This is a genomic window from Xenorhabdus bovienii (assembly GCF_024721015.1).
GTDB lineage: Bacteria > Pseudomonadota > Gammaproteobacteria > Enterobacterales > Enterobacteriaceae > Xenorhabdus > Xenorhabdus bovienii.
Genome location: NZ_JANAIF010000036.1, coordinates 1 through 14270, shown reverse-complemented (window position 1 = coordinate 14270; position 14270 = coordinate 1). Strand labels below are relative to the sequence as shown.

15 protein-coding genes, 1 other RNA gene and 1 pseudogene are annotated in these 14270 nt (G+C 43.5%); 7 read left to right on the top strand and 10 right to left on the bottom strand.

Annotated elements, in window-relative coordinates; translation table 11 throughout:
* Positions 1-20: 20 nt before the first annotated feature.
* Complete coding sequence (gene rpoE, locus NXS07_RS11175; protein WP_038186983.1) at positions 21-596, bottom strand: RNA polymerase sigma factor RpoE; 576 nt, start codon at positions 594-596, stop codon at positions 21-23.
* A 288-nt stretch (positions 597-884) separates the two neighbouring features.
* Positions 885-1625 (bottom strand): tRNA(1)(Val) (adenine(37)-N(6))-methyltransferase TrmN, encoded by a 741-nt coding sequence (gene trmN / locus NXS07_RS11170; protein WP_038186987.1) that lies wholly within the window; start codon positions 1623-1625, stop codon positions 885-887.
* 143 nt (positions 1626-1768) lie between these two features.
* On the opposite strand from trmN, the gene srmB reads away from it, so the two are divergent.
* Positions 1769-3112 (top strand): ATP-dependent RNA helicase SrmB, encoded by a 1344-nt coding sequence (gene srmB, locus NXS07_RS11165; RefSeq protein WP_038207173.1) that lies wholly within the window; start codon positions 1769-1771, stop codon positions 3110-3112.
* 96 nt (positions 3113-3208) lie between these two features.
* Here the strand turns inward: srmB and NXS07_RS11160 are convergent, their stop codons facing one another.
* On the bottom strand, positions 3209-4360 hold the full coding sequence (locus tag NXS07_RS11160; protein ID WP_258086751.1) for a Tle-like phospholipase domain-containing protein: 1152 nt from the start codon (positions 4358-4360) through the stop codon (positions 3209-3211).
* A gap of 318 nt (positions 4361-4678) precedes the next feature.
* Here NXS07_RS11160 and ung point away from each other — a divergent pair, with 318 nt between their 5' ends.
* A complete protein-coding gene (ung, locus tag NXS07_RS11155; protein WP_038207167.1) occupies positions 4679-5359 on the top strand; it encodes a uracil-DNA glycosylase in 681 nt (226 codons plus the stop codon).
* A gap of 67 nt (positions 5360-5426) precedes the next feature.
* Here the strand turns inward: ung and grpE are convergent, their stop codons facing one another.
* Entirely contained in the window at positions 5427-6008 is a 582-nt protein-coding gene (grpE, locus tag NXS07_RS11150; protein WP_012989541.1) for a nucleotide exchange factor GrpE, read from the bottom strand.
* 123 nt (positions 6009-6131) lie between these two features.
* Between grpE and nadK the strand changes: the two genes are divergently transcribed.
* The 3 genes from nadK (at position 6132) to bamE (ending at position 9238) form a co-directional block, all read left to right on the top strand.
* Positions 6132-7010 carry an NAD(+) kinase gene (gene nadK / locus NXS07_RS11145; RefSeq protein ID WP_155271450.1) on the top strand — a complete coding sequence of 293 codons (879 nt, stop codon included), beginning with the start codon at positions 6132-6134 and terminating at the stop codon, positions 7008-7010.
* Between the two features lie 96 nt (positions 7011-7106).
* Complete coding sequence (recN, locus tag NXS07_RS11140; RefSeq protein WP_038198150.1) at positions 7107-8780, top strand: DNA repair protein RecN; 1674 nt, start codon at positions 7107-7109, stop codon at positions 8778-8780.
* Positions 8781-8893: 113 nt separating this feature from the next.
* On the top strand, positions 8894-9238 hold the full coding sequence (bamE, locus tag NXS07_RS11135; RefSeq protein ID WP_038216286.1) for an outer membrane protein assembly factor BamE: 345 nt from the start codon (positions 8894-8896) through the stop codon (positions 9236-9238).
* 64 nt (positions 9239-9302) lie between these two features.
* On the opposite strand, the gene NXS07_RS11130 is transcribed toward bamE, so the two are convergent.
* Together NXS07_RS11130 and NXS07_RS11125 are read right to left on the bottom strand one after the other, a co-directional pair.
* Positions 9303-9596 (bottom strand): RnfH family protein, encoded by a 294-nt coding sequence (locus tag NXS07_RS11130; protein ID WP_038187001.1) that lies wholly within the window; start codon positions 9594-9596, stop codon positions 9303-9305.
* Complete coding sequence (locus NXS07_RS11125) at positions 9589-10023, bottom strand: type II toxin-antitoxin system RatA family toxin (protein ID WP_038187003.1); 435 nt, start codon at positions 10021-10023, stop codon at positions 9589-9591. The genes NXS07_RS11130 and NXS07_RS11125 overlap by 8 nt, the downstream gene beginning before the upstream one ends.
* 157 nt (positions 10024-10180) lie before the next feature.
* Between NXS07_RS11125 and smpB the strand changes: the two genes are divergently transcribed.
* Both smpB and ssrA read left to right on the top strand, forming a co-directional pair.
* A complete protein-coding gene (gene smpB, locus NXS07_RS11120; protein ID WP_038198148.1) occupies positions 10181-10663 on the top strand; it encodes an SsrA-binding protein SmpB in 483 nt (160 codons plus the stop codon).
* 50 nt (positions 10664-10713) lie between these two features.
* Positions 10714-11077, top strand: a transfer-messenger RNA (tmRNA) gene (gene ssrA / locus NXS07_RS11115).
* A 1532-nt stretch (positions 11078-12609) separates the two neighbouring features.
* Here the strand turns inward: ssrA and NXS07_RS22195 are convergent.
* From NXS07_RS22195 to NXS07_RS11095, 4 genes and pseudogenes are all read right to left on the bottom strand, one after another.
* Positions 12610-12997 (bottom strand): annotated as a pseudogene (locus NXS07_RS22195) (DUF2829 domain-containing protein); the annotation flags it as partial.
* A gap of 210 nt (positions 12998-13207) precedes the next feature.
* Complete coding sequence (locus NXS07_RS11105; RefSeq protein ID WP_258086749.1) at positions 13208-13498, bottom strand: type II toxin-antitoxin system HicA family toxin; 291 nt, start codon at positions 13496-13498, stop codon at positions 13208-13210.
* 18 nt (positions 13499-13516) lie between these two features.
* Positions 13517-13828 (bottom strand): DUF1902 domain-containing protein, encoded by a 312-nt coding sequence (locus NXS07_RS11100; RefSeq protein WP_258086748.1) that lies wholly within the window; start codon positions 13826-13828, stop codon positions 13517-13519.
* Between the two features lie 326 nt (positions 13829-14154).
* Positions 14155-14270: tail fiber assembly protein (locus NXS07_RS11095; RefSeq protein ID WP_258086762.1), on the bottom strand; the 116-nt coding region annotated here is incomplete at its 5' end.

Sequence of the window (14270 nt, the reverse complement as noted above, 5' to 3'; positions counted from 1 at the left end):
TTCAATATTGTTTTATCCCACTACTGTTGGATCAGCGGTTGGACTTTATTATCAATGGCTTCCCTTGCCCGGAAGATTCGTGAACGGACAGTCCCGACAGGACACTCCATGATGTCGGCTATTTCTTCATAGCTTAACCCGTCCAACTCCCTGAGCGTAATCGCTACCCGCAAATCATCCGGGAGCGATTCGATGGTACGGAAAACCACTTCCTTTAGTTCTTCAGACAACATTAAGTTCTCAGGGTTCGAAATTTCTTTTAATGAGCTTGACGCATCATAATTTTCTGCGTCGTTGGCATCCAAGTCATTGGATGGTGGGCGACGCCCCTGAGCAACTAAATAGTTTTTCGCAGTATTAACAGCAATACGGTACAACCACGTATAAAAAGCACTATCACCCCGGAAAGAATAAAGCGCACGATAAGTCTTAATAAACACCTCTTGAGCAACATCAGGAACGTCACCTTGAGGTACGTAACGAGCAATCAGGCTCGCCACTTTGTGCTGATATTTTATCACCAGCAAATTAAATGCTTTCTGGTCGCCCTTTTGTACCCGTTCGACCAGCATTTGATCCGTTAACTGCTCGCTCATCCGAGGCTCACTCTCCTGAGGTAAAACTCCACATTTATACTTAATTACGCCAGCCATGATGCCTTGCTTCCCGAACAAGCATGACTTCGAGTCTCTATTTTGTGTGAAGTTCAACTTTGATCGTAATTTTATCTTACAACCACCTGTTATTTCGTATCTCACCTTTTATGTATAGTACAAATCATAGTCTCTATTTCCCAGGGAATACGATTTTAAGACAAGAAAAAAGAACGATTCATTTCATTGCGTAATAAAACCCACATCATTACTCCATTGATAGTAACCTTATTAATAATAAAGATAAAAATCTGTTACTAACTGACGAAACTCAGTTGAATATACGCCATCTGAGACACGAATGGTCAATTCACTCACCTGAGTTTCCTGCCCTTGTCGAGAAAATGCCAGCAACAAGCGATGCAGCGGCTTATCCTGCCTATCACGAATATTGACACGATGATGAGTAAACCACCCCCGTTCTGCCGCCATTTGCTCAAATGTCTCGCCGATGTTATAGGGTAATACAACACAAAATAGCCCTGTGGCCTTAATCAAGTGTTCAACACAATCCAATAATCCACGATGCGTCAATGATCCCGTGTAACGCGCCTGACTACGTGCCTCATTCCTACACGCGTTGGCAGGTTCAAAATAGGGCGGATTACTCACGATCAAATCATATTGCAAGTGGTTTTGCTGAGTAAAATCATGAATATCCTGCTGATGCACTTTAACACGATCAGCCCATGGGGATTCCTGCACATTCTCGATTGCCTGTCTCGCAGCATGAGTATCCAGCTCCACGGCATCAATAACCGAATGATCATCAGTACGCTGTGCTATCATCAAGGCAACCAAACCGCTGCCACAACCGATATCCAGACATTTTTTCCGATTATCCACCGGAGCCCAGGCGCCTAATAACACGCCATCCGTCCCAACTTTCATTGCACATTTATCATGTCCAACAAAAAACTGTTTAAATGTAAAACCACCGCAGCGAAAAGCGGGTTTATGTATCAATCCCATGAATCATATCTATTGAAATTAAAATGGGTCATAGCATAAATCTTATAGCCCACGGATAAAAGCGACCTGCCCACAGGATATTTTTATAGGATGAAGAATACTCCTAACCTGTTTATAATCGGCGACCCAAATAGAGGTATATGATGACTGCGACAAACTTTTCCGAATTCGAACTTGATGAACGCCTGCTTAATGCACTGAACGAAAAAGGCTACGAACGCCCGACAGCGATCCAGGCTGAAGCCATTCCCCCTGCCATGGATGGCCGTGACGTACTTGGCTCGGCACCGACTGGCACAGGCAAAACCGCTGCGTACCTGCTACCAGTTCTACAGCATTTACTGGATTTTCCACGTAAAAAATCCGGCCCACCACGTATCTTGATTTTGACCCCTACCCGCGAACTGGCAATGCAGGTTGCAGAACAGGCACAAGCACTTGCTGCTCATACTAATCTGGATGTCGCCACAATCACTGGCGGTGTTGCTTACATGAATCACGCAGAAGTGTTCAGTGAGAATCAGGATATTGTTGTCGCAACTACAGGACGCCTACTGCAATACATCAAAGAAGAAAATTTTGATTGCCGTGCGGTGGAAACGCTGATCCTTGATGAAGCAGACCGCATGCTGGACATGGGGTTTGCCAATGATGTCGAGACCATTGCCGGTGAGACACGCTGGCGCAAACAAACGTTGCTATTTTCCGCAACGTTAGAAGGCGAAACCATCCGTGATTTTGCAGAGCGCCTGTTAACCGATCCTGTTGAGATCGATGCAGAACCTTCTCGTCGTGAACGCAAAAAAATTCAGCAATTCTATTATCGAGCCGATAATCTGGAGCATAAAACCGCCTTACTGTGTCACCTTCTTCAGCAACCTGATGTAACAAAATCGATTGTTTTTGTGCGCAAACGCGAGCGCGTGCGTGAAATTGTCGATTATCTACATAAGGCAGGCATTCAGGCCTGTTTTCTTGAAGGTGAAATGGTGCAGACCAAACGTACAGATGCCGTCAAGCGACTGAATGATGGCAGAGTCAACGTTATGGTTGCAACTGATGTTGCGTCCCGCGGGTTAGATATTGAAAATATCAGCCACGTCTTTAACTTTGATTTACCACGTACTGCCGATGTTTATCTGCACCGGATTGGTCGTACTGCCCGTGCAGGCCGTAAGGGAACCGCCATTGCACTGGTTGAATCTCACGATCATCCACTGCTTGGCAAAGTCACCCGTTATCTCAACGAACCATTGAAAGTACGGGTTGTTGATGAACTGCGTCCACAAACTAAAGCACCCAGTGAGAAAAAGAGCTATAAGCCTTCTAAGAAAGTGCTGGAGAAACGTAAAGAGAAGAAAAAGGTAGAAGAAGAAGCGAAGAAAACACGAGTGAAAGTTCGTCATCGCGATAGTAAAAATATTGGAAAACGCCGCACTCCTTCCGGTGACTCCAAACCAGAAACGTCAGAACCAACCAACGATTAATCTCACTGGCAAAAGCGGGCAAACAGCCCGCTTTATCATCTCTGACAAACAGAAACAATGGATTCAGCCTTACTCGTCATTCCATTTGTACGAATATTATACTGAATAATGCTTCTCAAGCTGTTGTGAAACCAATTGATGACTCTCTTCCCTTAACTGTTCGCTGATTTTGGCCTCATCCATATTCATCCCCCATGTATTCAAAGCCTGTTTTTGCATAGGAATAGCCTTGTTTTGCATACTGTCCTCAGTAGCAGCTATCATTTCACCTGCTTTATTCAACCAAGGTTTATGGACGGTCAGCAATTCCTGCACGGCTTCCATAAAATGCGCCTTGAATGAGTGAAAAGCATACCGATAGGCAAAAATGGAATCCAATATCCCTTCCGGTTCGTACTCATATTCAAGCAGAATTTTATTTCCCATGGGCTGGGGAATTGGCAAGGTTTTTTGCAGGTTATCAAGCCAGTCATGTTCAACAATATAATTCCGGATTAACCCATTTTCTGCCACTTCACGACTTGCTTTCGGTGATAATCCCATACTTTTCAATGTCGAATCTGACACTCCGGCAGCATTAAAAATAACTGCGGGTTTTCCTGTTGTCAGCGCCGCCACAGATGCCAATCCTCCCCCCATTGAATGACCCGTGAAAATGACATTTTCACCAAATCCTTTTAACGCTGCCTGTGCCAACTTTACAGCCTGACCATATTGCTCTTCTTTAAATCCAAGCCCTTGACGAATACTTGCCATGAAATCCTGTATTTCGTTCGAGCCAGTAAATGACACGATATATAAGCCCTTATTTCGATAAACGCCTGCCTGAAATCCTGTTGAACTATCCTCCAAGATAGCAGGATCAATGCCCGCTTTTGATATTTCATCTTTCGTAAGACGCACATAATCACCAATTCCCATGCTATTCATACGGTAAACATCACGGGTGACCAGTGACAGATCATAATCGATGCGTTTAGAATGTTTTCCTGCAATATCATTGGCATGTAATTCAGGTAATGCCATGGCACTTAGATGCCGATCGCGAACCAATGATTGGTAAAGATTATTATTTTGCTGGGTATTTTCTGAAAGCGGAACTGTTGTGGGTTGTGTTGTGGAGTGAGTCACATCAGCCTTGTCAGATGGTGATTTGACCGGGGGACTCGATTGAAGCTGCAGTGGACTTCCCTGTAATGAATAAATCCCTAATTCACTGAAAAAACTGCTATTTATTGATAAAGTCATAAAAATCTCCTACAGATTATTCAGGTTAGGCATAATTAACAAACCTAAACTCTCTATCGGCAGAGATCTGCAACACATTAATAACAAATTTAATTTTTATTTAACAAAATTAATACCCATATATAATGAAAGGAATATCAGTAAATGATTTTTTATGAGAGAAAAACACAAAATTATTTTTATAAATTTTAAAAATAATTTATAAAATCAGAATTTCATCCTATCAATTAGCTTCAGATGAAGATCAGAGGGTTTCCCTATGCGAAGGGAATCGGTAAGCTTAAGCCTATCTGACAATCATATAGAAAGGGATTCGCGATGCCCGCATCTCTCACATGGCACGAAGTCATTGGCCATGAAAAGACACAGCCCTATTTCGTTGACACATTGACCTATGTTGCCAATGAACGTAAGGCCGGAAAGACGATTTATCCGCCACAGCAGGATGTTTTCAATGCATTCCGCTATACCGAACTGTCCGATGTAAAAGTCGTGATTTTGGGGCAAGACCCTTACCACGGCCCAAATCAGGCCCACGGTCTGGCCTTCTCAGTACAGCCTGGTATTCCTGCACCACCTTCTCTTGTCAATATGTATAAGGAGCTGGAATCGGATATTGCTGGGTTTAGCCGCCCTAATCATGGCTGCTTGGTCAGTTGGGCAAAGCAAGGCGTATTGCTGCTCAATACGGTGCTGACCGTTGAACGTAGCAATGCACATTCACATGCGAATTTAGGCTGGGAAACCTTCACTGACAAAGTCATTGCGGCAATCAATGAACATCGTCACGGCGTCATTTTCCTACTTTGGGGTTCCCATGCCCAGAAAAAAGGACACTTCATCAATACCCAACAGCACTATGTCCTGAAAGCACCACACCCTTCGCCTTTGTCAGCTCATCGCGGTTTTCTGGGATGCAAGCATTTTTCACAGGCAAACAGCCTGCTGGAAGCTCAAGGATTGGCGCCAATTGATTGGTATCCCACACTGCCTGAGTGACAATAGAATAACCACAAAAATGCCGCCCTGTGTATGGCGGCATTGTAATCACGGGATAGCGTAATTTTTATTTAGAAACAGCAACCATTGCAGGGCGCAATAAACGACCATTCAAGGTATAACCTTTCTGCATCACTAACATAACGTGATTGGGTTCATGCTGATCGGATTCCATCATAGTCATCGCCTGATGTACTTCAGGATTGAAAGGAACATTAGTGTCACCCACCACTTCAATGCCGAATTTACCTACAGCATTAGTGAATGATTTCAATGTTAACTCAACGCCTTCAATCATTGGCAACAGCGCGTCATTAGAACGATCAACCGCTTCCAGTGCACGTTCCAGATTGTCGATCACGGGCAGAAGTTCATTGGCAAAGCGTTCCAGTGCGAATTTATGTGCTTTTTCTATATCCAGTTCTGTGCGACGACGGATATTTTCCACTTCAGCACGAGCACGTAGCATTGCATCGCGTTCGCCAATTTGAGCCTGTTTTAGTTGTTCTTCCAACTCGGCAACACGCGGGTCAACAATGCTCTCAGTCTCTGGCGTGTCTGCCTTTTCTGCATCCATTTGTTGCTCAAATACATTTTCTGTATTTTCTGAGACTTGCTCGTCAGGTACTTTTTGGTCTTTACTACTCATGAATATCTCCGCGTATTTTGTATTATTTGCGCTACTCCCGCTTATTATGGGGATCAAAACGAGGGATTCAAGGGAACAATCATATTGTGAGGGCAAAACCATATGCTGAAGGAAACAACAGCAATGAATAACGAATTCAAATGCATCGGTATTGTCGGCCGTCCACGTCACCCTGAAGCGCTGGCCACCCATGAAATGCTTTATCACTGGCTGGTATCCAAAGGATACTACGTCATCATGGATAGACAAGTTGCTAGAGACATTAGTTTAAAAGGTGTTCAGACTGGAGGATTGACCGAAATCGGCAAAATAGCTGATCTGGTGATTGTTGTTGGCGGCGATGGCAACATGCTGGGAGCTGCCAGAGTATTGTCACGCTATGACATCAAAGTGATTGGCATTAACCGTGGCAATTTAGGCTTTCTGACGGATTTAGATCCCGATAATGCCTTGCAGCAGCTTTCCGAAGTACTCAATGGAGAATATCGAGACGAAAAACGTTTCCTACTGGAAGCTCAAGTCACGAAAAAAGGACAGAAATCACGGCGCAGTACAGCGCTGAATGAAGTCGTGCTGCATCCGGGCAAAGTCGCTCACATGATTGACTTCGAAGTTTATATTGATGAGCGTTTTGCGTTTTCCCAACGCTCAGATGGCTTAATCATTGCGACCCCCACAGGCTCAACAGCCTACTCGTTGTCTGCTGGTGGGCCAATATTGACACCAAACTTGAACGCCATTGTGCTGGTACCGATGTTTCCACACACGCTTTCAGCGCGCCCTCTTGTTATCAGCAGCGAAAGCAGCATTCGTCTGAAATTCTCCCGGAACAGCAATGACTATGAAGTAAGCTGTGATAGCCAGATCGTGTTACCGATCCAGGACAGTGAAGAAGTCATTATCAAACGCAGTGAATATAACCTGCACTTGATACACCCGAAAGATTACAACTATTTCAATACACTGAGTACGAAGCTGGGTTGGTCGAAAAAAATGTTCTAAAAACGTAGGCTTCCCACTTTACTGTATAAAGAACCAGTTTATACTGTGTGAAAGTACAGACATGTTTTTATATACAGGAAAGGTAGGAGGAGCGCGATGCTGACTCAGTTAACCATCAGTAATTTTGCTATCGTTCGCGAACTGGAAATTGATTTCCGCTCAGGAATGACAGCAATCACAGGGGAAACCGGCGCAGGTAAATCCATCGCCATTGATGCTCTGGGCTTATGCCTTGGCAATCGAGGCGAAGCCAATATGGTTCGTGCTGGTGCTACCCGTACTGACATCTGTGCCCGTTTTTCACTGGCGGATGCGCCTTCTGCCCGTAAATGGCTTGAAGCCCACCAGCTTGATGAAAGTCGTGATGACGACAATGAGTGCCTGTTGCGGCGCACGATTACCGCTGATGGGCGCTCCCGTGGTTTTATCAATGGCACGGCTGTCCCCCTTTCCCAGCTACGTGAATTAGGTTCACATCTGATCCAAATCCATGGGCAACATGCCCACCAATTACTTTTAGAAAATCGTCACCAAAGGCGTTTACTGGACATTTACGCTGGCCAATTTGAACTGCAACATGAAATGAAGCAGGCTTACCAACAATGGCGGCAAAGCTGTCAGGCACTCGCCCGATTTCAACAGCAGGCTCTTGAACGCCGCTCTCGCCAGCAGTTACTCGAATATCACTTGAAAGAACTAAACGAACTGGCACCACAAGTGGGTGAGTACCAAGAGCAGGATAGCGAATATAAGCGGCTGGCAAATTGCGGGCAGTTTCTATCTGTCAGTCAGAACGTTCTCCAGATCTTAAATGATAATGATGAACAGAACATTGTCAGCCTTCTGAATTATGCACGAAACGAACTGACTGAACTGGCCAGCATGGATCACAAATTCAACGAACTGCTTAACATGCTAGAAGAAGCAGCCATTCAAATTAATGAAGTCAGTGATGAATTACGTCATTACAGTGATCTACTGGAATTAGACCCTAACCGCCTGTTTGAATTGGAACAGAAAATTTCACAACAGATCAGCATGGCTCGTAAACATCACGTTGCTCCAGAAGAACTACCTGCCCTGCACCAACAACTTTTGGAAGAGCAGCATCAGCTCTCCCAGCAGGAAGATAATTGTGCCCATCTCAGTGAACTCGTCAGACTACATTATCAACAAGCGCTCAATGTGGCAGAAAAGCTGCATCAGGTTCGCCAACAATATGCTGTAGAATTAAGCCAACTGATCACCAACAGCATACATCAACTCTCCATGCCTCATGGTCGTTTTACCATTGACCTCACATTTGAACCCGAGCATTTAAATATTGATGGTGCCAGCAAAGTTGAGTTTAACGTAACAACAAACCCGGGACAGCCTCATCAATCACTGGCAAAAGTTGCTTCTGGCGGTGAACTTTCTCGTATGGCACTGGCTATTCAGGTCATCACAGCCAAAAAAATGGAAACGCCTGCATTAATCTTCGACGAAGTGGATGTCGGTATCAGTGGCCCAACAGCGGCGATCGTTGGTCGCCTGCTGCGTGAATTGGGAGAATCAACCCAAGTTATGTGCGTAACACACTTACCGCAAGTCGCAGGATGTGGGCATCAACACTTTTATGTCAACAAACAAACCGACGGGGAAGAAACAGAAACCCACATGCAATTGTTGGACAAAAAAGCCCGACTCCAAGAGCTGGCGCGGCTTCTGGCGGGTAATGAAGTCACAAAAAACACACTGGCCAACGCAAAAGAGCTATTAGCGGCATAAATTAATACAACTTTTTTGTATACTTGAAGTCATAGGTAAAACGCTGAGAGGTTTTCAATCTCTTCAATGTTTATTATCATCGACGGCCTTACTCCTAAAGGAATGTAATTACTATGCGCTGTAAATTGTTGACTGCCGCTACCGTATCACTTGTTATGCTGACTGCGGGTTGCTCCATGTTTGAGCGAGTTGTTTATCGTCCTGATATTAATCAAGGGAATTACCTGACACCGGCTGCGGTATCAAAAATCCACAAAGGAATGACTCAACAACAAGTCGCTTACACTTTGGGAACACCAATGCTGACCGATCCGTTTGGAAGTCAAATTTGGTACTACATATTCCGTGAGCAGCCAGGCCATAAGAAGGCCACACAAGAAACATTGACTCTCACCTTTGATAATAATGGTGTGTTGACTGATATCAAGAATGAAAAAGCTCTGCCAGAGGATCAGTAAGACGCGGAATTTTATTTATTCGCCAGTAATGCATCTGGCGAATAAATAGATATCGGAATAGATGTTATTGAGTGCTATTTTTAGCTCGTTCAGCCCGTTTACGACGCATTTCTTTTGGATCGGCAAGAAGGGGACGATAAATTTCTACACGATCCCCTTCTACCATCGTATCGGTCAATTTAGCCGGGCGACTATAAATGCCGATTTTATTCTTAGTCAAATCGATATCACTACGTAATGTCAAAAGACCAGATGCGACAATCGCCTGTTCGACAGTCGATCCCTGAGGTACTTTCACATTACACAGATATTGCCGTTCAGGCAGAGCATAAACGACTTCGACATTGATATCAGACACTGTAAACCTCACGCGCACGTTGGGTAAAAGCCTGAACCATATTACCAGCTAATTCCTTAAACACCTTACCAAAAGCCAACTCAATCAACTTGTTGGTAAACTCAAAGTCGAGATGTAGCTCAACTTTACAGGCATCCTCGCTAAGTGGGGTAAAATGCCACCCGCCCATCAGCTTTCGAAAAGGCCCATCAACAAGCTGCATACTAATACTTTTATTATCAGATAACGTATTGCGCGTCACGAACGTCTTACTGATCCCTGCCTTGGAGACCTCAACAGCAGCCGTCATCTCATTATTACTACGGCTTATTACACTGCTACCCACACATCCTGGTAAAAAATCCGGATAAGACTTTACATCGTTAATCAATTTGTACATTTGTTCCACGCTGTAAGGCACTAACGCAGAGCGACTAATCTGTGGCATATCATTTCCTGTAAAACGTAACAGCACTGAATAGTATCATTTAAATGTGGTTAAATAAAAACCTGATGGCGTTTGGAACAATAAATATGCATTTATTGCTAAATATCACTCAGAAGAGATTTCTTTCATTAACGCATACAGTATAATACAACGCATTATGACAAAGAAAAAAGCACACAAACCCGGTTCGGCAACAATTGCCATGAATAAGCGAGCCCGCCATGAATACTTCATCGAAGAAGAATTCGAAGCTGGCTTATCCCTACAAGGTTGGGAAGTAAAATCGCTGCGCGCTGGTAAGGCAAACATCAGTGAGAGTTACGTTTTGCTCAAAGATGGTGATGCTTATCTTTTTGGTGCCACAATCACACCATTGAATGTCGCTTCTTCCCATATAGTCTGTGATCCGACACGGTCACGCAAATTACTCCTTAACAAACGCGAACTTGATTCACTATATGGTCGAGTCAATCGCGAAGGTTATACAATCATTGCACTTTCCATGTATTGGAAGAACGCTTGGAGCAAAATCAAAATTGGCGTTGCAAAAGGTAAAAAAGCGCATGATAAACGTTCAGATATCAAAGAACGTGAGTGGAAAGTAGACAAAGAAAGAATAATGAAGAATTCAGGGCGTTAATTACTGGCATTATCATCCAATATTCTGATATACTTGCTTTTAACATACTTGGGGCTGATTCTGGATTCGACGGGATTCGCGAAACCCAAGGTGCATGCCGAGGGGCGGTTGGCCTCGTTAAAAGCCGCAAAATAATAGTCGCAAACGACGAAAACTACGCACTAGCAGCTTAATAACCTGCTTAGAGCCCTCTCTCCCTAGCCTCCGCTCTTAGGACGGGGATCAAGAGAGGTCAAACCCAAAAGAGATCGCGTGGATGCCCTGCCTGGGGTTGAAGCGTTAAATCCAATCAGGCTAGTTTGTTAGTGGCGTGTCTGTCCGCAGCTGGCAAGCGAATGTAAAGACTAGACTAAGCATGTAGTACCGAGGATGTAGGAATTTCGGACGCGGGTTCAACTCCCGCCAGCTCCACCAAATTTGGTGGGTCAGTGTCAGGACAACAACTTGAAAAACAGTCAGTTAGCAAAGTTGATGGGACACTGCCATGACAGTAAAAGGACTTCAAAGTGCACGTAAAATGCACGTGAAGTTAAAATCGAAACACCTCAGATTCCCCCTCTGAGGTGTTTTTGTTTGTGACTAATGTATTTCTATTTGTAAAAAAGTGTAACAAAAATACACGCCACTTTTGCCTGTTTTGGGTCTGATTTACCTCTCAGATCACGCCCTATAAAATTCATATTGAAGAACGGACATCATTATTTTATTCGAAAAATTCACCGTCAAAATCCCTCTCTAAACTGACGCATTTCTGTACACATAAACAGTGCTTTTAAATATTCAGATTTTTTGATGATATTTAGCTGACGTACACTTTTTGCCAAAAAATGAAGAGTCCCGAGATTGTGGAGAGGTGGGAAGGGAAGCTGTTGTCACTATAAGGCAGAAATCTGACCTTTGACATATGAGGTACCTGCACAAACAAAAGGTATGGTGATTTCCACCCTAGTTGATTAACTCATTGATTTATCCGAGGTCCTCACTTTGACCCAACCATTGGGGAAATCCCAATGGTTACTTTATGTGCTGGACAAAAGGACTTAACCCTTTGTTTCTAGCTCACTCTTTTGGGCACACCTCTTATTGAGTTGTGCAAAGTTTGTGAGTCAGTATCACTAGCGCTCAAATTATAAGCAGAAGCCAAATCTGGCGTCTGATTAAATATCAATGAGTTATTGCCAAAGTGGGAATTCCCACTTAAATGGGCTTTCAAATCCCAATTGGTGAAAATATAAACTACGAAAATTTCGTAGTTGAGCCTCTGAGATTGATGATTCCTTAGCCTCAAAGAATCCCTACAGTTAATTTCACGCCTACGTTTGAAACGGAAGCGTGCCGGCACCATGCAGGGGTTAAAGACGGGAAATCCCGCTTTTAGGTAACTTGTTGATTTTGCTTAATTACCGCACAGGACAGGAATTCCGGTTCTCTGCCGAAAATAAGGGATATCAAGAAGTTGGAAGGAAGGCCGCGCATTGCGCAGCCTTGGAATGCTTTAATAACTTGTTACTAATAGATTATCTATTTTGATTATGCATCAAAAAAAGCCAATTCAAGTTCAAGTGTCTTACCAACTGATGCAACAAATAATTCTTCTAGTGCTGATGAGCTTTCAGGTTGACTATATAACAGGTTGGTAGCACTATCTATTTCAGCTACTCCTAAATCATATTCTTTATTTAAGTACCTGACGACTAATCTTTTCGAGCTAAGTTGTTTTTCAGCTTCATTAGGATTTTCACTATGAAGAAGAAAATAACGATGAGAGTCATGATCAGACTGAATCAAACTGAATTGGCCGATTCCTTTTGTAAGCAGTACATTATTACTAATTTCTTCCCATTCCCCCATCACATTATTGGCATAACCCCAATATTTTAATCCAGCTGAAGGGTTAGTATATTCATCGACAGTTAATCGAGTTTTCAGTTGATATACAGGTTCGACAGATGGCTTGGGTTTAATTGGTTCCTCTTTCTCTTCTACTACAAACTCCCAATCACACGCCATCATATCTTCTTGTGTTGGCTGCCACGGTACAAAGTTACCGTGTTCATTGCGCAAATCGATATGTGTCAGGTAATCGTACTTGGTTCCAACTGCTACACCATCAATCGCATAAGCGCTGCTTTCTTCCACGGTTAAATCATTTACTCGTGGAGTAATAGCCAGATACATCCCTTTGTCACCCCAGACAGAACGGGCGACACGCTTGCGTAGTTTTAATTGAATCAAAGCCCAAGAGAATGAACCCACCGGTGCAATAAAGCAGTCACATTGATAGTGTTTCGGGTCAAACGGACATTCATGTTCGGGATTAATAACATCAGACATACTATTTCCTTATATTTATAAATTATTGGAAGCAACCCAAAGAGTTAGCCTCCCTCCGCTGTAACAGCCCGAATATATTAACGAATGTTTATAGTTGAATGAATTGATTGGGGTTGTGTGAGAGTTTGTACAAGTGGGAAAGAAGAGTGCTAAGGGATGTTGCCTGCATGAAAAACCCGCGCGGGGCGGGTTAGGAAATAAATTGACTTATCAGTATCGCGATAGACCAGCAGCAAGGACTTCTTTGTGACTAATATTACCCTTGCACAGAGAATGGAATTTTTTATAATCCATCCCTGCCTGCTTAGCCATTGATTTGATTAGATCGCGTGAAAATGGCGCATGGTGCTTATCAACTGTGACTACCCATTTATATCCATTTTCTTTCTTGATCCACTGCTCGTGAGAGGTTCCTTTCTTCGGTTTTATTTCAAAACCCAAAGCCCCCAGAGCTGTTACAACTTCTTTATATTTGAGTGGTGTTAATCTATAAAGAATCATGTTGCGCCATATCCCTTATCAGGCTGGCTTGTATTGTTCATCAAACAATCTAGCTGAAATAGTTTCTTTATTTCGAGAGGAGGCACGTTTCACTTTTAACATACAAGCAATATACCAATACTTAAGCCACATAGATAAGGGGGCTTTTCGATTTATCAGTTGCTTTGCATATTCAGGTTCAGAAGTGACTTCTTCAAGATAATCACTCACCTGACCCTCAAGTTTACTAATTGCTTTATCAATCGAGTTAGCTTGCGCTGCCAGTGACAGATCTAAGCAGGCGGCAATATACACATCACCCTGTTGATAAGCCATGCAACGTAATCGCATTTTATAATCTCCTGTAGGGGTATCAACAACACAATTATCAAATTGATAAATATGCCTTGAGGTGATATTAGACCGTTTGAACCCAAGGTTCAACAGCGTAGGTTGTATTTCTTTTGTTTCGTTGATGATTAAAATGTATCAAAATGTTTCAGTTTTTAGCCCTTCCTTGAGGGCTTTTTCTCATCAAGGCCCCAAACTGTCCACCTCCCCCCGCCTCACATCCCCCAAACTCCCCCCAACATCCGCCCCCAATCCACCCAACTACCCGCTAATCTCCCCTATTGGCTATTTATTGAATGAAGATAGGGGCATCAAGCCCCCTGTATTTACTTCGGCTGCTCTGGCCATTTGACATCGGGTGCTGTCGATGTATCAATCTCTGTCAATTTTACGCTGTAAATTTCCCATTCGCGCAATAATGCTATTTCTCTATCGGTGGCCA